Genomic DNA, 24,253 nt, shown 5'->3' with positions numbered 1-24,253 from the left:
TGCTTGCTTCACTCATTAAGCGACGCAGGGGGCGCCGCGTTCAAAATGCGTTTAATTTGAACAAAATTCAACCACCAAAGGTCAACAGTCCCTAGCAAGATGTCATAACCTGACCAATAATTTGCTCCGCTGATACCGCTTCCCCCTCACCTATTTGCTGTACAAGCTTGCCATCACATGGAGCAAAAACCTGAAGTTCCATTTTCATTGCCTCCATAATTGCAATGGTTTGTCCTTTTTTCACGGTTTCTCCATCAGCCACACGCCATTGATACAAGGAACCAGTAATGGGGGCATTCACTCTCCCAGAGTTCATCTCACCTTGCAAAGGATCCAGTTGTTCTAACTGCACAGCATCACGATTAAACCCGGCCAACAACTCAGCTGGCAAACCGATCTGACAACGTTTACCATCAATTTCGATCATAAAACGATGCATAGCGCGAGCATCTGATTGAGGTCTAGGACTACTGGTAAATTTCAATTTTTTCTGGGTTTCTATCCACCGTGTATGAACCGCGAAGTCTTCAACAAAATCCTCGCATTCAACTACCGCCCGATGGAAATCTAATACACTACTTACACCTTCAATCACGAATTCACTTAACGCACGACCCGCTCTTTGTAGTGCTTGTTCACGATCTTGGCCATAAATAATAAGTTTGGCCATTAATGAGTCAAACTCACCGGGCACTAAAGAACCAGAGCAAACGCCTGTATCAAGTCGCACCCCCGGACCGGTAGGTATTTTAAATTGGGTAATGGTACCCGGAGTAGGCAAAAAACCCTTGCCCGGATCTTCGGCATTAATACGAAACTCAAAGGCATGCCCTTGAACACCGACGTCTAAAGCACAATCTAATTTCAGACCACTGGCAATACGCAATTGCTCAACCACTATATCGATCCCGGTGATCATCTCAGTTACCGGATGTTCAACTTGCAAACGAGTATTCACCTCTAAAAAGGCTATCGTCCCATCTCGACTTAATAAAAATTCAACTGTAGCAGCCCCCACATAATGTGCTGCTTGGCAAATATCGCGCGCACTGGCATGGAGCGTTTGACGCTGTTCAGCCGTTAAGTAAGGTGCTGGCGCTTCTTCAACTAGCTTTTGATTACGCCGCTGCAAGGAGCAGTCGCGAGTACCCAAAACAGCAATCTGCCCAAATTGGTCACACAAGACTTGCACTTCAATATGTCGAGGACTTTCCAGAAATTGCTCAACAAAGCATTCTCCGCGACCAAAAGCCGCTTGAGCTTCACGTACGGCTGAGTGATAAAGCTCCGCAACATCTTCCATTTTACGAGCAACTTTTAATCCACGCCCACCACCACCAAACGCTGCTTTAATCGCAATTGGCAAACCATACTGTCTTGCGAAGGCAATCACTTCTTGAGCATTTGCAACAGGTTTATCAGTACCTTTAGCAAGCGGGGCTCCTACCTTCTGAGCTAGCTGACGGGCAGAAACTTTATTACCGAGCATATCGATAGTTTCAGGCGCTGGACCAATCCAAGTTAACCCTGCTGCAATCACCGCTTGCGCAAATTCACTACGTTCAGATAAAAAACCATATCCTGGATGAACCATAGTAGCCTGGCACCGCTTGGCAATACTGAGCAGCTTTTCAATATTCAGATAACTGTCTTGGGCTGTGCGTCCTTCGAGCGCATAAGCTTCATCAGCCATCTCAACATGCATGGCTTGGCTATCTGTATCCGCGTAAACGGCCACCGCCAGAGCACCTACATCATGGCAGGCCTGAATAATCCGAACCGCAATCTCACCTCGGTTTGCGATTAAAACTTTCGGTTGATGATTCGAGCTAAAATGAAACGACATAACTAAATCTCCGCAAACGGTGAGATGGGGTGAAATTGAACGGATGCCCCAACAGGTAACTGAGCGACTAAATCGAGGTGGTAATCAGTAATACAGGCGATCACTGGGTATCCTCCGGTTAATGGGTGATCGCGCATAAAAATAAGCGGTTGACCATTCGCAGGCACTTGAATTGAGCCAGCTACAACGCCTTCACTGGGTAATTCATAAGCCACTTTGCGCTCGAGAGTTTCCGTCGATTCTAAGCGAATACCAATGCGATCAGACTGCTTTGCAACCACCCAGCGAGCAGAGCTTAAAACATCAAGGGCATGCTCACTGAACCAATCACAGTGAGGGCCCAATACAATATCCAATTTTACAACATCACGAGTGGTGGGATAACGTTCAGTGGGTTCACAATAATTAGTTTGAACCGCACTCAGCAGCGATGATGTCCGTGCCAAAATGCGATCTCCCACGCGTAATGGCAAAGGTCCTAACTTAGCAAGCGAATCAAAACTAGCACTTTCAAGTACTTTGTCACATAACCAGCCGCCACGGACAGCCAGATAACTACGCACCCCGGCGTTACTCGCCCCAATGGACAAGGTGTCGCCTTCACATAAAGCAAACGGTTGATTAAATTGACATTCAACTGCACGCCCTTCTTGATCCTTAACACTTAGTTGACAAGGCGCTCCAGTGAGCGCAACAACCAATTCGCCCGCTACACAGGCCGAAAAATGTCCGTGAGTTAACTCTATAACGGCCTCATCCAAACAATTTCCAACTAACCGATTCGCCACCCGATAGGCATATTGATCCATTGCCCCTGAGGGCGAAACCCCTTGAGAGGCTTTGTTAACACGCCCTAAATCTTGAAAAGTAGTGAATAAACCAGAACTATTCACAATTAATCCATTCGTTGATGGTGCGACACTTGAAGGGGGAGATGATCGCTCAATGATTTTGGGGACAGTTATCGCAATTTTTTGGGCATTCACAAACTGAACCCGATCACCAGGTTCTAGTAACGCGGGCCTTTCACGTTTAAGATCCCACATCGCTTGTGAAGTCTGGCCGATCAACTGCCAACCGCCAGGACTATCCTTAGGGTAAATTCCGCTAAATTCACCGGCTAAAGCCACTGAACCGGCTGGAATTTTGGCCCTAGGCGAGTTCCGCCGAGGTACCACCAACGAGGTTCCCAATGCTTTTAGATAGGCAAATCCTGGCGCAAAACCAGTAAAAGCGACCTGAAACGGTGCCTCGGTATGCCAATCAATCAAAGCGTTAACCGATAGATTGAGATATTCGGCCACTTCTCCCAGATCGCAACCATTATATTCAACATCGATTTTAACCAGTTTGCCTAATGACAATGAGCTTTGCTCGAATGAACGCTGCGATATTTGTTGCGCTAATTGCTGCTTTGATAGATATAGCGGATCATATTCAATCAACACCGTCCTAGCCGCCGGCAACATCTGCATAATTCCTTCAATAGGCTCATTGATTAAATTTCGATGTAAGGCAATAGCTTGTTCTAAAGTTGTTAATTCGACTAATAAAGCAGTTAAATTAACGGGTAAAAAACGCAACGGAATATTCCTTATGATAATGAGCCATAAACACAGATTTTACGAAAACGCCTGAATATTTATCCCTACCTGTTTAAGTGCATCACGCAATTTAGAAGCGATCGCGACTGCTTCTGGATTATCACCATGGACACAAATAGAGTCAGCTTGAACGCTGGTATAACCACCATCGATTGTAGGAATTTTAGATGTATTGATCAGTGAGATCATACGCTGACATATCAGATCAGGATCTGCAATCACAGCACCTTGTATACGCCGGGAAACAAGTTGGCCGTCTTTTTGATAAGCACGATCAGCAAAGACTTCCTGAATCACGCGAATCCCTTGCTGTTTAGCTAATTCAACGAGAGGACTTCCAGCCAGAACGACCATCGCTAGCGAGCTATCAAAGGCAGTTATCGCGTCGATAACTGCCTGAGCTTGTGCTAAATCTTGAGCAATTGAATTATATAATGCACCGTGTGGCTTCACGTAACGAACTTGAACATTGACACTATGCGCCAAGCCACTCAAGGCACTTATCTGGTACAAGCTATCTGAAAAAAGTTCACTGTAACTTAAGTCCATTTTTCGACGGCCAAACCCAACGCGATCGGGATAACTAATATGCGCCCCAATCGCAACCTTAGCGTCTTTAGCCTGGCGCAATGTGGTTAATATTGTCGCCGGGTCCCCTGCGTGGAAACCACAAGCAATATTGGCACTACTCACGATATCGAGCATGGCTTGGTCATCTCCCATACGCCAAGCTCCATAACTTTCCCCCAAATCGCTATTTAGATCGATTGAAACCATGCTTATCTCACTAATAATTGAATCTATTTCTTAAAAGGACTCTGAGAGCACATCATGGAATATCCCGTACCAACTCACTATGATTCAAAACAGTCTGTTTCCAATTCCAGAGACATTCTTCATTTAACTATCAAGGCAAAACCACTATTGAGCCACCTTAAGCTGACACAATTGCAGCATTCTCATGCATTCACGAATACCAGCAAATAATGGGCCAAAATCATGGGTTTATAAAAATAATGTGGATACTCAATAAATAATTGTTGAACAATAATGACTTAATAGACGATCAAATTTCAGGTATTTCAACTGAATTTTAGCTAAAAAGCCTCTGCAATGTAAATAAAAGCACACTATTGGTGCAATATTGCACATAGTTGGTGCTTTTAGTTTTCTTGTTTGATCCATCGCGGTGTGCAATGCTGAATGCATTAAAGACTAAGATTCAAGAGTCAACATGAAGGGTAAACTAGGTCAACAAAGCCTCAGCCAACGCGTCTATCAACAGATCAGAGAACTTATTACGGAAGGGGAGCTATTACCACTGCAACGTTTAAGTGAAGCGAATTTAAGCGAGCAGCTTGAAGTTTCTCGTAACACGCTACGCGAAGGATTTCGGCTACTCACTCAAGAAGGACTGCTCGTTTATCAACCGCACCGAGGGGTTTGTGTGGCGTGTCCGCAAGTGCAAGATATCATCGATATTTATCGAGTAAGACGAGTCATCGAGATCGATGCCATTAAACAGTCCTATCCATTTCATCCGGCTTTACCCACGATGCGACAAGCCATTCAGAAGGCGCTACAGTTACGACATCAAAGTAACTGGCAGGGCGTTGGCACTGCTAATATGGAATTTCACCGAGCATTAGTCTCACTCTCTGACAGTAAACGACTGCAACACCTGTTTTATAGCATTGCGGCAGAATTAAGGTTAGCATTTAACTTTTTGGGTTCTCCTGAGAGACTGCATTCACCCTACATTGAGAAAAATGACCAACTGTTGATGCTCCTCACTGCCGGAAAGATAAATCAGGCTGTCACTTTATTGCACGACTATCTGGTTGCCTCTGAACGACTACTCTTAACCGCCTATTCTCAGCATACCGCATAGGTTACCAGAACAGGCCATATTTAAGAGCAATTATAACGATTTCAGCTGCATATCATCAAAATGTCACATGTAAAGTGATTAAATCATAATGTATCTCCATAGTTACAGGAGCTTTTATGTATTGGATTAGATCACTGAAACTGACCATGGCTATTTCAGCAAGCCTGTTCGTCCATTCGGCATGGGCTAAAAATATCTCCGTCGATATTTTTGCCCTACCCTCAGATAGGATTCAGAATTTAGTAGAAGAAAATAGCCAAACCTTGGCTAATTTAGGAATGACGACATTTTACGCCAAAGGTAAGCAACCCCATATCACGCTATATTTAACCGAATTTCCCGAGCGAGCACTGCCATCGATACAAAAAGTGGTTCGCCAAATAGCACAGCACACCCCATCTTTGCCTATAGAAGCAAAAGGGATCACCATTACCAAAGGAAATTGGGTTTTTATCGATATTAACTGGTCTAAGCGATTACAAAAATTAGCAGATACAGTAACACTTGCTGCGGAGGATTATCGAGCCCCACAACCGACGTTACCCAATTGGGTCAAGAAATATCCGAATAAGCTCGCTGCTTTCAGACGCTACGGTAGCCCAAATGTATTCCAGAATTTTCAGCCTCATATGACATTATTGGCTAATGAAAACAATAAGAATCTAGCGATTTTTAAAACTAAGGTCCACAAACAGGTTCCCAAAACTGAAGGAAGTATCAGCGGAATAGGTATCGCAATTGTCGACTCGCTGGGCCAGCCAACTCAAATTATTGCGACCTATCCACTTCAGCACTAGTTTTTAAATAAATAGTGTGGCTGACAAAGTTCATGACTTACGCTCAGCCGTTTTAAAAATTTATCACCACTTAATAATGTCACCATGGCCTGGTCAGCTTTTTCATTCCAGTGTCCAGAGCCATGACGTGCAACGCCACTTGCCAATTGCATTTGAATGGCCTGCAAGTTTAATTGATCTGAGGTAAATTCAGCTCGACCGCTCAACTGTTTAAGGCTGCTTTGCCCACTGCTTGCTAACGAGGTTAAATCAACACCGCGAAGCAATCCATCTGCTAAGTTGACCTGCACATTTCCTTTGACATTATGAAAAGATTGGATAGGCAATGTTCCCTCTAATTGCGTGCTCAAACGCAATGTTCCTGTCACCGGCGAGCGAGCACACCAACTCTGAAACAAAGCATTTGCATCAACGCCAGCAATATCTCCGGTGACGGCAAAGGTCACTGGATTCTGACTTAAATCAAGCTCAGTGTTGGCGCTAATATTCCCCTCATAAAAATCCGCCGTCAGTTGCTGGAACTTAATTGCCCCTTTTTTGACAAGAACTTTTGATAACAGATGATCAAGCGTAACACGCCCCATTTTTAATTGATCTAGCTTGAACTGGCCTTGTGCATTAACGAGATCAAGTCCTTGAATATGCTGATGGCCAAATCGATTGAGTAACGTTTCAAAACGAGGGAGCTGTAATGCGCTTCCAGTGACGTTAAAGGTCACATTATAAGGGATGTGCTGGCCATCAAAGTCTAATTCTCCATCCATTGAAGGTTGCTTATTAAAGCTGAACGATAAGGGGCGCATGACTAATTGCTTCGATTTTGAATCAAAATGCGCAGCCCCTGAAAGGGTCAACTTCTCTAAACCTTGCTTTTGAAATAGTCCATGAAAATGAGTCGTTTGGGTAAAATCAATCAATGTCCAGTTGGTCCAATTATTCGTCACCCGGACAGAAGCTTTGAGACTGCTCTGTAATTGATGAACGCCATCATTAAAATGCAACGATATATCTAAAGGACGAGACTGATCAGCGCTTTTTGAACCCAATGAAATATTGAGCGGAGCTATCTGAATATGCTGGTGATCTAACTGATCCGTAAGATCCAAAGTGGCATCATGGATCTCAATGCCCTGAGTCGAAACTTGCCACAAAGATGGATCAACAATATGAGTGCCTGATGCACGTCGCACATCATTTAATAATGACTGTATATTAGTCTGTCCTTGCGCGTTACGTAGCCAATGCACAGAAACTTGGGATAGTTCAATTTTGCCTAACTCAAGATGCTTTTCCACCAGTCCCCAAGGTGAAACAGCCACCTTCATCTGGCCAATCGACAACAACTTCCCATCCCGAAAATCGGGATCATCACTCAATGACATATCACTGGCAGAGAGCGTTAACGGCCAAAAATGCCAGTGCATATTGCCAGCTATCGTTAAGGTACGCCCTGTTTTAGCCTTTACTTCTTGGCTAATCACCGATTTAAAATCGTTTGGATTGATCTGTAATACAACCGTCAGAATTGCAGCACAAGTCACAGCTATTAATGCGACCAGCGCAATCATCCATTTACGCATGCTTTAAATCCTCAGGACGCTTGTTCATCTTCATCAATACGACTTGCCACTGCGCCCTGTTGATTACGATACTTAGCATTGGCACGTTTATTATACGGTTTGGCCGAATGACCCGATAATGTTTCAAAGTTCAAAGCTCCGATAGCCATTTTCGGGCGTAACGCTAATGGCAACTTACCTGAATTATAAAACTCAAGAACTATTTTTCCGGACCATCCTGGATCAATTCGATGTGCCGTCACATGGACCATGAGGCCAAGTCGCGCAAGTGATGAACGCCCATCTAACCACCCGACTAAATCATCAGGCAAAGTCACCGACTCATAAGTTGCGGCTAAGGCAAGTTCCCCAGGGTGCAAGAAAAACGCTTCACTATCGGAGATGTAAATCTCATCACTCATCACTTTGTGCAACTGCTCAGTAACTTCTGCCTTTGGGCCACTTAAGTCAATATACGGTGCAGTGTGATCATTAAATACTCGAAACTCATGACCCAAGCGGATATCAACAGTGACACCACTAATCATGTCTTCAGAAGGAGCAGGAGCAATCACAATGCGACCGTCAGCCAGACACTGTTTAATATCGACATCGCATAATCGCATTAGTGTTTCTCCTCTGATTGGGCTAATAAGTGGCGAATTCGCGTTTTGATAATATCAATTGCAATACGATTTTTACCGCCCCGAGGAATAATTACATCCGCATATTGTTTAGAAGGCTCAATAAATTGCTTAAACATTGGCCGAACTGTTAAATGGTATTGGGCCAGAACGGACTCCAATTTTCGTCCACGCTCTCGAACATCTCGCTCAATTCGTCGTGCTAAACAGATATCTAACGGCGTGTCCATAAAGATGCTTGCATCCATCTGGGAGCGAATCGCTTCATCAGTAAACAACAAAATGCCCTCAAGTAAAATAACTCTGGTTGGTCCAAGATGCTTAGTTGTTGGTAAACGGGTATGCTCAGTATACGAATACTGTGGCATCTCGATAGCGGTCCCCGATTTAAGTAATTTAAGATGCTCAACAAGCAGCGCATGATCCATCGACTGAGGATGATCATAATTAGTGCGGACGCGCTGCGCCATCGACATATTCGATTGATCTTTATAATAGCAATCTTCGGAGATGACACTGATACAACCTGCACCAATTTCATCACTCACCTCTTGATAGACACTTTTAGCAAACAGACTCTTGCCTGATGCGGAAGCTCCGGCTATCCCGATCACCACACACTTAGACGATTTAGACATATGATTATATTTATACAAAAGCAGTTAATTGAAAATGATTTACATTACATATAGCAAAACCCCGTGCGTTTATAACGTACGGGGTTAACAGTTTGTTAAATTAGTACTCTAATTGAATCCATCCCACTTTAGAGTACTTCAACGGCAATGGGCTCAGCACGTTCACCTGAATTAAAATACAGGCGTGTTGATAGTTGCTCAGCCAAAGAGAGATAAATACCAGCACTTGGGCAATCAAGCTGCTGAAGATCATTCCCTTTTTCATTGCATACGTTAACATTCTGATCAAATGGTAATTTAGCTAGCAACGGTAGCTTCGTTGCCTGCGACAACATTTCTGCTCCCTGCTCACCAAATAACCGATGTCTATGCCCACAAGACGAGCAGACATAATAACTCATATTTTCGATAATTCCGAGCACTGGAACATCGACATGGAAAAACATTGAAATGCCTTTATGTGCATCTCTTAATGAGAGTGCTTGTGGGGTAGTAACCACAAGACTCGCCGTTACAGGCATTTGCTGTGCCATTGTTAGTTGAATATCACCAGTGCCTGGGGGCATATCAATTAGTAGATAATCCAAATCAGGCCAATTGGTTTCAGCAAGAAGTTGCATTAGCGCTTTACTGGCCATCGGACCACGCCAAATAGCCGCCTCTTCGGGGGGCTGCAAAAAACCAATACTATTTGCATAGACGTTATGCGCGACCAGCGGTTCCATCGTTTTACCATCATTGGACTCTGGTTGCGCTCCTTCAAGGCCCAGTAATAGCGGAATTGAAGGGCCATAAATATCTGCGTCGAGTATCCCCACCCGAGCTCCTGCTTTAGCTAGCGCCGTTGCTAAATTAACAGTCACCGACGACTTACCTACCCCGCCCTTAGCAGAGCTCACAGCCAGCATATTTTTAACCCCCTTAACGGGCGTCTGATTTTTCCCTTTTAAAGCCCTTGCGCTCACTTTAGGTGAATAACGAACTTCCCCTAACTGCTCATGAATATATGCATATACTTGTGGACAAAAAAACGGCGGTGCAAAAACCCACCCATTGGGGTTATTCTCATCGCGAGTTAACCAACCGGATTGCTCAATCGTTGTTGACCAATATTCTGGTTGATGTCGAAAAACCTGATTTTCCATAATATTACCTTTTTGCATTCGCTTGCACGTATTATACGCATTTACATCATTCACGCGATGGGGTGGCTAGGAAAACTTGGTCCAATCAGGTAGGATGTCAGATCAAATATTTTCGTCATGATATACGGGTCGTCCCAAGGGTATCACTCAATTACAAGGTATCGAACGGTCTCACCGCAGACCTATCAACAACTATTTGGTAGGGGCTTTGCTTATGATTCACGTGAATATTAACCAATAGCGTAACTTTCTTTTTTAATTACAGTAGTTAAACCAGCATGACAACGACAAAACGACAAATACTTGTGACAAGTGCTCTGCCATATGCAAATGGCGCCATTCACTTAGGTCACCTGCTCGAACACATTCAAACTGATATTTGGGTTCGTTTCCAACGTCTGCGAGGGCACAGCTGTTATCATATCTGTGCCGATGATGCTCACGGCACTCCTATTATGCTTAAAGCTCAACAACTTGGGATCAAACCAGAAGAACTTATTAACCAAGTTCGTCAAGAACATATAGCTGACTTTTCTGGCTTTCGCATCGGTTTTGACAATTATTACTCTACTCATAGTGAAGAAAACCGCCTTTATTCTGAACATATTTATAAAATGCTGCGCGATAACGGTTATATCAAAACTCGTACTATCTCTCAGCTTTATGATCCGGAAAAACAGATGTTTTTACCGGACCGTTTTGTTAAAGGAACTTGCCCAAGTTGTGGTTCAGATGACCAATATGGTGATAACTGTGATTCCTGTGGTGCAACATATAGCCCGACAGAATTAATCAACCCTCACTCAGTGGTTTCTGGGGCAACGCCAATTCTCCGTGAATCGGAACATTATTTCTTTGACCTGCCAGCATTTGAAACAATGCTCAAAGAGTGGATCGATTCTGGCTCACTTCAAGCAGGAATCGCAAACAAACTGCGCGAGTGGTTCGAGCAAGGTCTCCAGCAATGGGATATTAGCCGAGATTCGCCTTATTTTGGCTTTGAAATTCCCGACGCTCCGGGCAAATATTTTTATGTCTGGCTAGATGCCCCAATTGGCTATATGGGCGCATTTAAAAATTACTGCGCTCAGCATGATGTTGATTTTGACCAATTTTGGAAACAAGACTCCACTGCTGAGGTTTATCACTTTATTGGCAAAGACATTATCTATTTCCATGGCTTATTTTGGCCTGCAATGCTTGATGGTGCTGGCTATCGCAAACCAACTAATATCTTTGCACATGGTTATGTCACCGTAAACGGCGAAAAAATGTCCAAATCTAAGGGGACATTTATTCAAGCTTCAACTTATCTAAAACATCTCGATCCAGCCTATCTGCGGTACTATTATGCCGCTAAACTCAATAGTCGGATCGATGACTTGGATTTAAATCTTGAAGATTTTGCTCAGCGAGTTAATGCTGATTTAGTGGGTAAAGTCATAAATATTGCCAGCCGAACCGCCGGATTTATAAAAAAACGGTTTGACGGTAAACTGTCCCAAGAGAATATAAATCCACAGTTACTTTCTGTATTTGTTGCTGCCGAAGAAACAATTGCACAATTTTACGAAACGCGTGAATTTGGCAAAGCCATTCGTGAAATCATGGCTCTGGCTGATAAAGCCAACCAATTTATTGCGGAACAGGCTCCATGGCAGTTAGTAAAAAATGACGAAACTTTAGAACAGGCTCATCAGGTTTGTTCATTAGCCATTGAACTATTCCGAATCCTCATTACCTATCTTAAACCTGTGCTTCCAGAGCTCGGTGAGCAAACTGAACAGTTACTCAATTCCAAACTCACTTGGGAAGGAATTCATCAGCCTATCTTTGGTCAGGCTATAAATTCATTTAAACCTCTGATGCAGCGCGTGGATATGGATAAAATCAACGCCATGATCGAAAGCTCTAAAGAGGATTTAGCAAAAATGCAACAACCCAAAGCAACGGGGCCATTAATTGATGAGCCAATTAGTGAAACGATTGACTATGATACATTTGCTAAGATTGATCTGCGAGTTGCTCGCATCATCAAAGCAGAACACGTCCCTGAAGCTCGTAAACTTCTGAAATTACAGCTCGATTTAGGAGGCGAAACGCGTCAGGTTTTTGCAGGCATAAAATCAGCTTATTCTCCTGAGGATTTAGAAGGTCGCTTAACCGTTATGGTAGCTAATTTAGCTCCCCGAAAAATGCGATTTGGTCTATCAGAAGGGATGATTGCCGCAGCAGGCCCTGGAGGCGATGATATTTGGTTACTCTCCCCCGATGATGGTGCCAAACCAGGAATGAGAGTAAAATAAATAATAAGGCCCTTTAATGGGCCTTTATTTGAAACAATTGATTATTTAGTAAAATATATAATCATTAAATTAGATATAATCTTTTCAATAATTGACATTAAATTACTAGTATTAATTCATATTCAAAAATAACCTTCTATTATTCATTGTTAATTCACTTTAACCTTAATATAGTTTTATCTTTAATATTTAAATTTATTTATTAAGTGTTTTTGTTTATTTTTCATCTTAGAACATAACATCCAGGAAAATTAGCAGACTTGTTTTATTTTTCAATTCGCGTTATGTTTATATAATACTATTAACTGGAGAGCTGTTATATGAAGAACAAATTGCCTGAATTGATATTAAATCAATCTGCAATGTTTTTAGATTTTGACGGCACCTTAGTAGACTTGCAGCCGACCCCGGATGCAGTTGTCGTAACAGAGCAACTGCGCAACCTATTGACAACCCTCGATAGCAAAACCAATCATGCGCTTGCTATTATCAGTGGCCGAAGCATCGAATCACTGGATAAACTACTCCGTTTACCCCTTCTTTTGATGGGGGGAAGCCACGGAATGCAATTCAGAAAAGTTCCGTTTGGTGATATTGTTATTCACCCTGATGTTACTCCTCTACCTGATAAGTTGATGTCTCAATGTAAGGCTTTCTGTGAAAACAATCAGTTGCTATGGGAAGCCAAGCCTTTATCTTCAGCCATCCATTACCGAAATAACCCCAAATTAGAAATTAAGATCGACGAATATTTAGATACTCTAGTGCATCAATATAGTGGAGTAAATATTCAACGAGGTAAATATATCCGAGAATTAAAACCGAAGGGCGTAAATAAAGCATCAGCTCTTGAATTCTTTATGCAAAACCATCACTTTACACACAAAACGCCTTGGTATTTTGGTGATGATACTACTGATGAAGATGCCTTTTCATGGGTGAAGCAACATAATGGCATTGCAGTTAAAGTTGGTGAAGGCGAAACAATTGCTGATTATCACCTACAATCTCCTCAGGATGTTTTTTCATTTCTAAGTTCAAGCTTATATTGCGAGGAATAATATGCCCGATAATAATTTGGAATTAGCCTTAATCGGCAACTGTACGATTAGTGCATTAGTCAATAAGATGGGTGAAATTGTTTGGTCTTGTATGCCTCGTTTTGATAGTGATCCAGTCTTTGCCTCATTGCTCAAAGTAGGTGATAAAGCCTCTCTTACAGGGACTTATGGTGTTGATGTAGCTGATTTTTCCTATAGTGAGCAAGAATATATTAAAAATACAGCTATTTTAAAAACAACATTGTATGACCAACGCGGGAATGGGCTGATCATTACCGATTTTGCTCCGCGGTTCTGGCTATATGGACGAACCCATCGCCCAATTACTATCATGCGTATTTTAACGCCAATTGGCTCGCCAAAAATCCGAGTTCGACTACGTCCTGCTGATAATGAGCGAAACGTCCCGTACCAGCGTATTGAAGGCAGTAATCATATTAGCTTTATTGGTGAAACTCAGTCACTGCGATTAACGACTGATTTATCGGTTGTCAGTATTCATGATGAAAAATGGTTTATTCTGGATCAGGAACGTTACCTGATTTTTGGAAGTGACGAGAGTATTGAAGAGCCGATTAAGCAATTAACACAGCGTTTTTTAAACCAAACCATGAGCAACTGGCAGGACTGGGTTAGAAACCTGTCGATTCCATTTGAATGGCAAGATGCGGTTATCCGGGCAGCAATCACCTTAAAATTAAGTGCATTTGAAGATACAGGTGCCATTGTCGCTGCCATGACTACTTCAATTCCCGAAGCACGAAATACTGAACGAAACTGGGATTACCGGTTCTGCTGGTTGCGAGATAGTTATTTTACAGTGCATGCTCTAAACCGTCTTGGGATCACCGCCACGATGGAACAGTATTTACAATATCTGGTTAATTTAGCGGCAACACTTGATGATGAATATTTACAACCCGTATTTTGCATCAATGGTGATAAACACATGCAAGAGCGCATTATTGATGCGTTAGATGGTTATCAAGGAATGGGCCCGGTTCGCTTTGGGAATCAGGCTGCCGATCAAATTCAGCATGATGTCTATGGGGCAATTGTTTTATCAGCAACACAGATGTTTTTTGATGAACGAATTCGCCGACCTGGCGATCAGCGTTTATTCCAGCTGCTTGAAGCGGTCGGAGAAAAAGCTGTTCAATATTATAATCAACCTGATGCCGGCCTTTGGGAACTGCGAGGCAGCCAGCACGTCCATACGTTCTCCAGCATGATGTGTTGGGCAGCCGCCGACCGACTCGGGCAGATTGCTCGTAAATTACAACTCCCCCAACGGGAACAATACTGGCAAAGTCATGCACAGACCATGCGTAAAGATATCGAGGAAAATGCATTTAACGAGAAATTAAACAGCTACACCGCCACTTGGGGGGGCGACACGATGGATGCAAGCTTACTATTAGCTTGCACATTGGGCTATGTTCAGGGCGATGATCCAAACTTCATTGGAACCGTCGAGTCAATCGAACAACAACTACGGCCTTCAGGCAGTAAATACATATTCCGCTACGTGATTGAAGATGATTTTGGCGCACCAGAGACTGCTTTCACCATTTGCTCTTTTTGGTATATCGAAGCATTGGCTTCTATTGGTCGCGACGAACAAGCTCGAGAATTATTTGAAGATTTACTCGAAAGACGAAACCATGTTGGACTCCTTTCAGAAGATATAGAACCCGACAGCGGCGAGCTCTGGGGGAATTTCCCACAGACCTATAGCATGGTTGGCATCATCAACTGTGCCAGAATGTTAAGTAAACGTTGGGAGGATGAACTATGAGTCGACTTGTCATTGTATCCAATCGAGTCGCAAGGCCAGAATCTCTAAGCAAAGGCGCTCAGGGAGGGTTAGCTGTTGGAGTACTTGCGGCGATGGCTGAAGCCGGTGGGCTTTGGTTTGGCTGGAACGGACGAATTGAAAATCGCCCAGTTTCAGAAATAAGACAAGAGAGACGGAAAAATATCGACTTTGTCACTATTGGATTACGGCAAAATGAATACAACAACTTTTACCGTGGCTATGCCAATAGTGTGTTATGGCCGTTATTTCACCAACGTCCAGATTTGATGAATTATCGCCATCACTTTCGAATGGGCTATTTAGGTGTTAACCGTAAATACGTTGACCATTTACTCCCTTATCTGAAAGAAGATGACACAATCTGGATCCATGATTATCAATTGATCCCGATGGCCAGAATGCTGAGAGAAGCAGGTGTAAAATCCCCGATTGGATTTTTCTTGCACACCCCTTTTCCACCATTAGATTTATTACGAGCACTTCCTGATCACCATGATTTGCTATTAGAAATGCTCCATTATGATTTACTTGGATTTCACACATTAACGGATGAACGTGGTTTTCATGAATCAATACGATACACATTGAAAGGTGATATTTCACCTTCGGGATTGATTGATTGTATGGGCCATCAGACGCAAACAGGTGTCTATCCAATTGGCATTGAAACCGACGAAATGCCACAGCTTGTTAAGAGTGGGCAACGTTCCCAAGAATATCGACAACTGAAAAAAGAATTAGCAGACCGGAAACTGTTGATTGGTGTAGATCGACTTGATTACAGCAAAGGCATATTCCATCGATTTAAAGCTTATGAACAATTATTGAAGAATCATAACGAATTGCACCGACAAATCGTTTATATGCAGGTTGCACCCACTTCCCGAGGGGATGTCAATGCTTATGGGCAATTAGCTCAACAAATTGATCAAGCTGCCGGGCATGTAAACGGAACTTATGCCGATTTTGATTGGACCCCACTTCGTTATTTAAATCGAGGATTCAGACGTAACACCGTGTTAGCACTTTATAATCTGTCACATGTTGGGTTTGTAACACCTTTACGAGATGGAATGAACCTCGTAGCGAAAGAATTTGTGGCGGCACAAGATGCAGACGACCCGGGGGTTTTGGTGTTATCGAAGATGGCAGGTGCAGCAGCAGAACTTGATTCAGCGGTCATTGTCAATCCATACGACACCGAAGCTGTCGCGCAAAGTCTAGCGGACGCAATAGAGATGCCATTAGATGAACGGATTGATCGCTGGAAACAGATGATGACGGTTTTAGAACGCAACAATATCCATGCTTGGCAAAAAAACTTCCGAGCCGATTTGATTGCTCGCCCTCATGATTTAAGTAAAAGTTAAAATCATATAGTTCCCAGTCAAGTACTGACTGGGGACTCGCAAATAGCATTGTATTGTCCTTGGGTTACGATTATAGTGCCTAGATTTAGTGGCTATTTGCTCATGAGCGATAAGAATTTCGATACTCTTTCTCAGAAATTTACTCGCAATATTTATGGCACAGTGAAGGGACAAATTCGTATTGCTATTTTAATGCGAGATTTAGAAAAACACTGTGCATTAACACAACGTAAACTCCGCATTCTTGATGCTGGCGGCGGCTTTGGTTACCTCAGTCAACGATTAGCAGCAATGGGCCATGAAGTCGTTTTATGCGATATCTCGGAGCAATTGCTGAATAAAGCTCGCGATGATATTCAAAGAAGCTCGAAAAAGCTCTCAATCCAACTCATCCAATGTGCCATTCAAGATTTACCAGACGAATTAGGTCAATTTGACTTAGTTTTGTGCCATGCCGTTCTGGAGTGGTTAGAGAATGGCCATGCCACTCTCAATCAGCTTAGGCAGTTCATTCGCCCTGGCGGATATTTTTCATTAATGTTCTATAATATAGAAGCACAACGCTTTCATGCATTGGTTTGTGGTAACTTCAGTTATATTAAAAATGGCCTCAAAGCCAAGAAGACCGTCCGCCTTACACCGCAACATGCCTATACGTTATCCACCATTAAACACTGGATTATTAACCAATGGCAGTTCAACCTACTCCATACCAGTGGTGTTCGAGTCATTCACGACTATCTAAAGGCGGGAGCTAAAGAACAGTTTAGCGATTCAGAATTGATTGAGATGGAGCTTCAATATTCAACCCACTCCACTTATATTGAACTCGGTCGATATATTCATATCATTGCAAAAAACTCTAAATAAATTGATCTAAATCATATTTATATTGGGTCATTTATATATGAAATATTCTAAATATATGTTTATATTTACGGGGTATATTAATTAAAACTGAGACTTCTTGTATTTATTTGATTTAGATCAAAATTAAAAAATTTGAATTTTTGTTTTCATTTGTATGCGAAATGATCACATAAAAACACACATAAAAAACTATATTAATACAATATTAAAACATTTTTGAAACATTTCATATTTGGTTTATAACACGATCAAATAATTGATGAAAAATGCGTGTTTTAACTCTTATTTAAGATCAATTAATGGCATAATATTGTAGTGGTTATTGAGTATTTATTGTTAAAAACTTTATGCTTAAAAACCAAACAACTAAACTGCGGTGACGTCGCAACGCCTACCGCCTTTATCTCAGGGTATGTACATTGTTGAGCAAAGGTGTCCATCTGCCCCGAGATTTCAACAAAACAATAATTCGTTACTTAAGGAGCAGATAATGATTAACGAAACGGTGGTCGAGCTTTCGCGCTTGCAGTTCGCTCTTACCGCGCTATATCACTTCCTGTTCGTCCCATTGACACTAGGTATGTCCTTTTTATTGGCCATCATGGAAACAACCTACGTCATTACTGGACGGCAAGTTTATAAAGATATGACACGGTTTTGGGGGAAGCTCTTCGGAATTAACTTCGCCCTCGGCGTTGCAACAGGCTTAACCATGGAGTTCCAGTTCGGGACGAACTGGTCATATTTTTCTCACTATGTAGGTGATATCTTCGGTGCCCCATTAGCAATTGAAGGGTTGATGGCGTTTTTCCTCGAATCTACGTTAGTTGGCCTATTTTTCTTTGGCTGGGATCGATTGAGCAGAGCTAAACACTGTGCAGTGACTTGGTTAGTAGCGATAGCGTCAAACTTGTCAGCACTGTGGATTTTGATCGCCAATGGCTGGATGCAAAACCCAGTAGGTGCGCACTTCAACTATGAAACCATGCGCATGGAACTGTCTAGCTTTTCTACACTGTTATTTAACCCTGTGGCACAAGTTAAATTCGTGCATACAGTTTCTGCAGGCTATTGCACCGGTGCCATATTTGTATTAGTGATTTCTAGTTACTATTTGCTCAAAGGACGTGATTTACCTTTTGCTCGACGCTCTTTTGCCATCGCTGCTGCATTTGGTTTGGCTGCGAGTTTAAGCGTGATCGTCCTCGGAGATGAGTCTGGTTACGAAATGGGTGATGTTCAAAAAACCAAACTTGCTGCAATTGAAGGTGAATGGCAAACAGCCCCTGCTCCAGCAGCCTGGACATTGATTGGTTTCCCAAATCAGAAACTCAAAGAAACCGAATATTCGATTAAAATTCCTGGGGTTCTAGGTTTAATTGCGACACGTTCTCTTGATGAAAAAGTAACTGGCATTGATGACTTGATGAAATACCATCGCCAGCGCATTATCAATGGGATCTACGCTTACCAACTTTTGACAAAATTGAAAGCAGGAACAGCGACTCCTGCAGAGAAAGCCAATTTTGATAAAGTGAAAAATGATCTGGGTTACGGGCTATTAGTTAAAGTTTATAACCCCGAAATGAAAAACATCACTAAAGCCCAGATTGACGCAGCCGTCAACAGCAGCGTACCAGAGGTCGCCCCATTGTTCTGGGCATTCCGCATCATGGTCGCCTGTGGTGGTTTGATGTTATTACTATTTGCAGCAGCTTTTTACCAAAATGCTCGTCGCCGAATTGGTCTAAATCGAACTTTCTTAAAGATCTGCGTGCTGGCACTCCCTCTTCCCTGGCTTGCTTGTGAGTGCGGTTGGTTTGTTGCCGAATTTGGTCGCCAACCATGGGCAATTGGGGAAATATTACCAACGGGTCTAGCTGTTTCTAATTTATCAGAAACAGACATACTCATCACAATGATTAGTATGATTGGACTTTATACTCTCTTCCTCGTCGCCGAAATGTATCTGATGATTCGATTCTCGAAACAAGGACCATCTAGCTTACATACCGGACGTTATGCGCTGGAACAAGAAGCTTCTGCGACAGCCAAGGAGATTTAATCGATGGATTATCAAACTCTTAAATTTATCTGGTGGATATTGATGGGTGTACTGTTGATTGGTTTCACAGTCACTGATGGTTTCGATATGGGGGTTGGGATCTTACTGCGCATTCTCGGTAAGAGTGACTCTGAACGCCGGATTATGATCAATAGTATGGCGCCTCACTGGGATGGGAACCAAGTTTGGTTCATTACTGCTGGTGGCGCATTATTTGCCGCATGGCCAGTCGTTTATGCAACTTCATTCTCTGGATTTTATCTTGCAGTGTTGTTAGCATTGGCAGGTCTTTGGTTCCGCCCTGTGGGCTTTGACTATCGGTCTAAATTAGAAAATAGTCGATGGCGTAATGCTTGGGATTGGGGAATTACCTTTGGTTCATTTGTTCCACCACTGATTTTCGGTGTCGCATTTGGTAACATTTTACAAGGGGTTCCATTCCATTTTAATGACCTAATGGAGTCTTACTATACAGGTTCATTTTTTGGCCTATTAAATCCGTTTGGTGTTCTAGCTGGTTTAGTCAGTGTCATGATGGTCGCAACACAAGGCGGCGCTTGGTTACAGATGAAAACCACAGATGAACTGCGTGCCCGTGCATGTAAATCAACAGCCATTACGGGTCTGTTATGTGCCGTATTATTTGCTCTAGCAGGTGTTTGGCTCGCTTATGGTATTGACGGTTATGTTGTAACTAGTTCAATTAACGCTAACGCCGATATTACTCCGCTGATGAAAACTGTTTCTATTCAGCCTGGAGCTTGGCTAACTAACTATAGTAAATACCCCATTTTAATCGTAGCTCCTGTACTCGGTATTGGCGGGATGTTATTAGCCGCGTTGGCCTCATTGAAAAACAAAGGATGGCAATCATTCCTATGTTCTTCACTAGGTATTGTTGGGGTCATCTTAACTGCTGGCGGCTCAATGTTCCCATTCTTGATGCCTTCATCAACTAACCCGAACATGAGCTTGACCATGTGGGATGCAACCTCAAGCGATAGAACACTGACCGTTATGTTTGTTGTCGTTTGTATATTTGTACCATTGATTTTGTTGTATACCCTTTGGAATTACTGGGTTATGCGTGGTCGGTTAGATACCAAACATATCGAAGACAATAGTCATTCACTGTATTAAAGGAGTACAATTATGTGGTATTTTGCCTGGATTTTAGGTGTACTTCTGGCCTGTTCTTTTGGTGTAATCAATGCAATTTGGCTAGAATTCTACGGTTATAAAGGTGAAGATGTTGAGCAAGAAGGTTTCGGCGAATAAGTCCAAAGACCTGCTCAAAAATCTGCAAGCGCAGCAACGGCAACCGTTCGTTGCTGCGCTTTTTGCAGGTGGTGTGATTACAGTCACTGTCGTCATACAAGCAGCATTATTGGCAACAATCATCAGTCAGTTAATTCTGACCCATCATTTCCCTATTCATTTAGTTTATTGGCTAATGGTCACGATGCTTATTCGCGCGGCAGCCGGATTTGTCAAAGACCAATTTAGTGCCAAAGCAAGCATTAATATTCGAGCTTCTCTTCGAAAACGTTTAATTAATCATTTAGCTCAACTTGGTCCAGCTCGAAACATAATCGATCAGGACGGTGGACTATCAACGACCATTTATGAACAAGTAGATGCGCTCGATGATTATTTTAGTCGCTATCAGCTTCAGGCCATGATGTGCGTTTTCATTCCATTGGCAATTTTAATCTGTGCGATGGTTGTTTCATGGTTTGCATTTGCAGTTTTTATGGTGACCGCTCCGCTCGTTATTTATTTTATGATCCTTGTAGGAGAAAAGGCGGCGAATGCCAACCGCAAGCAGTTTTCAGTGTTAGCCGTATTATCTAATCAATTTGTTGATTTGACCCGAGGCTTGTTTCAGTTACGGCTACTTAGCCGAGAAAGGCAGGCAGAACAGCGCCTTAAAGATAGCGCCGAAGCTTATCAAAATACAACGATGAAAGTACTCGGCTTGGCATTTTTATCAACTGCAACGTTGGAGCTTTTTGCCTCCATATCCATTGCAGTTGTTGCTTTGATTCTTGGCTTAGGTTTAATCAAACAAGTACCGGGCTTTCATGGTGAAATATTTTTAAATTTGCATGATTCATTATTCATGTTATTACTCGCTCCAGAATTTTATCTACCACTTCGCCAACTCGGTGCCGATTATCACGCTAAGCAAAAAGCGCTTGCCGCAGCCGAGCAGATCTTAGAAATTTTAGATGTTCAGCTCGTCCAACCCACTAAAGAAAAGTCGTTGTTCGAAGCCCAAACGAATCAACCAATTACGTTTGAGAATTTACGTTGGACGATTGATGGGCGAAATCTACTGAGTAATGTCAATTTAACGATTCAACCCAATGAGCGCATCTGGTTAAGCGGTGAATCGGGGGCTGGTAAATCGTCTTTGTTGAATATCCTGCTCGGATTTCATCTAGACTATCAAGGCAAACTTTTAATTGGTGAGCATGAACTTAAACATCTCACATTAGATAGCTGGCGTAAAACGTTAGCATGGATCCCTCAAATGCCTGAATGGGTAAGTGGAACTTTAGCTCAAAATCTCATTCTAGGTTTAGGGCCAGTCAATGATACTGATGTTGCCAATGCTCTGATTCAGGCCGAAGCAGCTGACTTTATCAAGGCTCTGCCGTTAGGTTTAGATACATCCATTTCCGAATTAGGCTCTGGGTTATCTGGCGGACAATTACAGCGGTTATCAATAGCCAGAGCCATTTTGACGGATGCGCCTATCTGGTTACTGGATGAACCGGCCTCTCATTTAGATAGTGAAACGGGTCAAGCACTGTATAAGACGCTAGAAAAAGTAACGCGTAATAAAACGACGCTTTTGATTAGTCATGATACTCATCCTGTTGACTGGTGTGATAAAGCATTAGTGATGCGCCACGGTGAAATCGTCCAACAAGGAGGAATTGATGAAAGCTAATCAAAAGTTAACAATTCGCTCGTTGACAAAAAATCAAAGTGGGATGCTCTGGTTAGCCCTGTCATTGGGAGTTATTTCGACCTTATCTGGGGTTTTTCTGCTTGCCATATCAGGATGGTTCATTACTGCCGCAGGTCTAGCGGGAGTCATGGGAATAACTATCTCATTTAACTATTTCACACCGGGCGCATTGATTCGTTTAATGGCTATTTTACGAACAAGCGGCCGTTATTTTGAGCAACTTACCGCCCACCATCATTTACTTAGCCTGCTCAAAGACTTGCGCTTATGGATATGGCAACAGCTTACTGCACATCCATTTGTGCAGCACTTAAAAATTGGTGCCCTTTTACAGCGAATTGTCAATGATGTGGACTTGATTAACAGCTGGCCACTTAAGGTCTGGATGCCAAGAATTTACGCTTATGTATGTTGTGCCACTTATCTGCTTGTGATTTACTTTTGGGCACCGGTTACATTCATTCCAATGGCATCGGGGTTACTCATTAATGCGATTGTTTTGCCTTGGTTAAGTTACCGGTTAGGACGCAAATTGGTCTGGCGGTTACAGATGATTGGGGTGTACCGCCGAACCCGCTTTATTAATTTGTTTGGGGCATTAGTAACACTCCTAATTCGTGGCCGCTGGCAAAATTATGCGCAACGCTTATTTCATCTCGATGAAAAACAGTTTGCCTATGAATATCGCATGCAATTAATTGCAGCCGGTACCCGCCATATGATGCTGGCAATTATCGCCTTGACCATTATGAGTAGCAGCCTATTGGCCATGAACAACCTAGAAAGTGGCCAAATAAATGGCTCTGTCTTCGCCGGATTGTTATTTGCTTTGTTAGGGTTAAATGAGGTCTTATCTAACCTAGCAACGGCCTTCATTGGAACAGCACAGGCACAAGTGGGAATTAAGCGGCTTAACCAATTGCAGCCACAAGAAAGCATTATTCCACCCGATGTTAATACACCATCCGAGCCTTTAAAACAGATCCGTCTAGAACAGGCTTCTATTCGTAAAGCCGGTGCTGTTAACGGCTTAGAAGATATGACTTTTACAATTGAATTGGGGAGTAAAATTTGGCTTAAAGGTCCTAGTGGAATTGGGAAAAGTACTCTTTTGGATGCTTTAGCAAACCAGCTTAATCCAGACAAAGGTCAAATCATCTATAATGAAACGCCAGTCAGTTTAGAAAAACGGCTTAGCTATCAGGCACAAATTGGCTATCTATCGCAGACACCTTATATCTTTAACCAGAGCTTAGCAAACAACCTGCGATTGGGACAACCTAGTGCCAGTGATGACGATCTTTTAGCAGTACTCGAAGCTGTTGCACTGGATCACTGGGTCAAGAGTCTTCCGAAAGGTATTCATACCTTATTAGGGCCACAAGGCAATGATATTTCGGGCGGACAAGCGAGACGGCTCGCCTTAGCTCGAGTATTATTACAGCGCCCGACTTTGATGTTGTTAGATGAGCCTTTTGAGGGGTTGGATAAACAAACTATTGAAACTGTCTCAGAAGCACTAAAAGGCACCTATGCCCCGGCAATACTGGTGATCGCCAGCCATTTGGAGACACCCATGTTAGGTACTTTTACAACGATGAAATTAGCAGCGTCTTAATAAATTAAATAGATTGCTTGTAAAAAGAAAACCACCGAAA

General features: G+C 42.7%; 19 protein-coding genes. 12 read left to right on the top strand and 7 right to left on the bottom strand.

The window, feature by feature from the left end:
- Nucleotides 1-91: 91 nt before the first annotated feature.
- Genes EV690_RS17435 through EV690_RS17425 form a run of 3 tightly spaced genes read right to left on the bottom strand, consistent with a single transcriptional unit; the run spans nucleotide 92 to nucleotide 4,227 of the window.
- Nucleotides 92-1,846 (bottom strand): acetyl/propionyl/methylcrotonyl-CoA carboxylase subunit alpha, encoded by a 1,755-nt coding sequence (locus tag EV690_RS17435; RefSeq protein ID WP_131914304.1) that lies wholly within the window; start codon nucleotides 1,844-1,846, stop codon nucleotides 92-94.
- 2 nt (nucleotides 1,847-1,848) lie between these two features.
- Nucleotides 1,849-3,429, bottom strand: a complete 1,581-nt coding sequence (locus EV690_RS17430; protein WP_131914303.1) for a 5-oxoprolinase subunit B/C family protein — start codon at nucleotides 3,427-3,429, stop codon at nucleotides 1,849-1,851.
- A gap of 39 nt (nucleotides 3,430-3,468) precedes the next feature.
- On the bottom strand, nucleotides 3,469-4,227 hold the full coding sequence (locus EV690_RS17425) for a LamB/YcsF family protein (protein ID WP_131914302.1): 759 nt from the start codon (nucleotides 4,225-4,227) through the stop codon (nucleotides 3,469-3,471).
- A gap of 457 nt (nucleotides 4,228-4,684) precedes the next feature.
- Here EV690_RS17425 and EV690_RS17420 point away from each other — a divergent pair, with 457 nt between their 5' ends.
- Entirely contained in the window at nucleotides 4,685-5,341 is a 657-nt protein-coding gene (locus EV690_RS17420) for a GntR family transcriptional regulator (RefSeq protein WP_131914301.1), read from the top strand.
- 116 nt (nucleotides 5,342-5,457) lie between these two features.
- The gene (locus EV690_RS17415; protein WP_131914300.1) at nucleotides 5,458-6,138 is read left to right on the top strand and encodes a 2'-5' RNA ligase family protein; all 681 of its coding nucleotides are present in this window, start codon (nucleotides 5,458-5,460) and stop codon (nucleotides 6,136-6,138) included.
- Here EV690_RS17415 and EV690_RS17410 read toward each other — a convergent pair.
- The 4 genes from EV690_RS17410 to apbC all read right to left on the bottom strand — a co-directional run bounded on the left by EV690_RS17410 (nucleotide 6,135) and on the right by apbC (nucleotide 10,124).
- Nucleotides 6,135-7,718: an AsmA family protein gene (locus EV690_RS17410; protein ID WP_131914299.1), complete on the bottom strand. Its 1,584-nt coding sequence runs from the start codon at nucleotides 7,716-7,718 to the stop codon at nucleotides 6,135-6,137. The genes EV690_RS17415 and EV690_RS17410 overlap by 4 nt on opposite strands.
- A gap of 11 nt (nucleotides 7,719-7,729) precedes the next feature.
- Nucleotides 7,730-8,323 carry a dCTP deaminase gene (gene dcd, locus EV690_RS17405; RefSeq protein WP_131914298.1) on the bottom strand — a complete coding sequence of 198 codons (594 nt, stop codon included), beginning with the start codon at nucleotides 8,321-8,323 and terminating at the stop codon, nucleotides 7,730-7,732.
- Nucleotides 8,323-8,979 carry a uridine kinase gene (gene udk, locus EV690_RS17400; protein WP_131914297.1) on the bottom strand — a complete coding sequence of 219 codons (657 nt, stop codon included), beginning with the start codon at nucleotides 8,977-8,979 and terminating at the stop codon, nucleotides 8,323-8,325. The genes dcd and udk overlap by 1 nt, the downstream gene beginning before the upstream one ends.
- A 128-nt stretch (nucleotides 8,980-9,107) precedes the next feature.
- Complete coding sequence (gene apbC, locus EV690_RS17395; RefSeq protein ID WP_224055028.1) at nucleotides 9,108-10,124, bottom strand: iron-sulfur cluster carrier protein ApbC; 1,017 nt, start codon at nucleotides 10,122-10,124, stop codon at nucleotides 9,108-9,110.
- A 278-nt stretch (nucleotides 10,125-10,402) separates the two neighbouring features.
- On the opposite strand from apbC, the gene metG reads away from it, so the two are divergent.
- From metG to cydC, 10 genes are all read left to right on the top strand, one after another.
- The gene (gene metG / locus EV690_RS17390) at nucleotides 10,403-12,430 is read left to right on the top strand and encodes a methionine--tRNA ligase (RefSeq protein ID WP_131914295.1); all 2,028 of its coding nucleotides are present in this window, start codon (nucleotides 10,403-10,405) and stop codon (nucleotides 12,428-12,430) included.
- A gap of 320 nt (nucleotides 12,431-12,750) precedes the next feature.
- Nucleotides 12,751-13,491, top strand: coding sequence for a trehalose-phosphatase (gene otsB, locus EV690_RS17385; RefSeq protein ID WP_131914294.1), 741 nt, complete (start codon nucleotides 12,751-12,753; stop codon nucleotides 13,489-13,491).
- Between the two features lies 1 nt (nucleotide 13,492).
- Nucleotides 13,493-15,289, top strand: a complete 1,797-nt coding sequence (locus EV690_RS17380; protein ID WP_131914293.1) for a glycoside hydrolase family 15 protein — start codon at nucleotides 13,493-13,495, stop codon at nucleotides 15,287-15,289.
- Nucleotides 15,286-16,680, top strand: coding sequence for an alpha,alpha-trehalose-phosphate synthase (UDP-forming) (locus EV690_RS17375; protein WP_131914292.1), 1,395 nt, complete (start codon nucleotides 15,286-15,288; stop codon nucleotides 16,678-16,680). The genes EV690_RS17380 and EV690_RS17375 overlap by 4 nt, the downstream gene beginning before the upstream one ends.
- A 102-nt stretch (nucleotides 16,681-16,782) precedes the next feature.
- Nucleotides 16,783-17,550 (top strand): methyltransferase domain-containing protein, encoded by a 768-nt coding sequence (locus EV690_RS17370; protein ID WP_131914291.1) that lies wholly within the window; start codon nucleotides 16,783-16,785, stop codon nucleotides 17,548-17,550.
- A 490-nt stretch (nucleotides 17,551-18,040) separates the two neighbouring features.
- On the top strand, nucleotides 18,041-19,615 hold the full coding sequence (locus EV690_RS17365; RefSeq protein ID WP_131914290.1) for a cytochrome ubiquinol oxidase subunit I: 1,575 nt from the start codon (nucleotides 18,041-18,043) through the stop codon (nucleotides 19,613-19,615).
- 3 nt (nucleotides 19,616-19,618) lie between these two features.
- Nucleotides 19,619-20,755 carry a cytochrome d ubiquinol oxidase subunit II gene (gene cydB / locus EV690_RS17360; RefSeq protein ID WP_131914289.1) on the top strand — a complete coding sequence of 379 codons (1,137 nt, stop codon included), beginning with the start codon at nucleotides 19,619-19,621 and terminating at the stop codon, nucleotides 20,753-20,755.
- A gap of 12 nt (nucleotides 20,756-20,767) precedes the next feature.
- Nucleotides 20,768-20,893, top strand: a complete 126-nt coding sequence (gene cydX, locus EV690_RS17355) for a cytochrome bd-I oxidase subunit CydX (RefSeq protein ID WP_131914288.1) — start codon at nucleotides 20,768-20,770, stop codon at nucleotides 20,891-20,893.
- A complete protein-coding gene (gene cydD / locus EV690_RS17350; RefSeq protein WP_131914287.1) occupies nucleotides 20,865-22,574 on the top strand; it encodes a thiol reductant ABC exporter subunit CydD in 1,710 nt (569 codons plus the stop codon). Before cydX ends, cydD begins: the two co-directional genes overlap by 29 nt.
- A complete protein-coding gene (cydC, locus tag EV690_RS17345; protein ID WP_131914286.1) occupies nucleotides 22,564-24,213 on the top strand; it encodes a thiol reductant ABC exporter subunit CydC in 1,650 nt (549 codons plus the stop codon). Before cydD ends, cydC begins: the two co-directional genes overlap by 11 nt.
- Nucleotides 24,214-24,253 lie beyond the last annotated feature (40 nt).

The sequence above is a fragment of the Celerinatantimonas diazotrophica genome, from assembly GCF_004339545.1.
Taxonomy (GTDB): Bacteria; Pseudomonadota; Gammaproteobacteria; order Enterobacterales; family Celerinatantimonadaceae; genus Celerinatantimonas; species Celerinatantimonas diazotrophica.
Note: the sequence above shows the minus strand (reverse complement) of the source record. Positions and strands in the feature narration are given on the sequence as shown.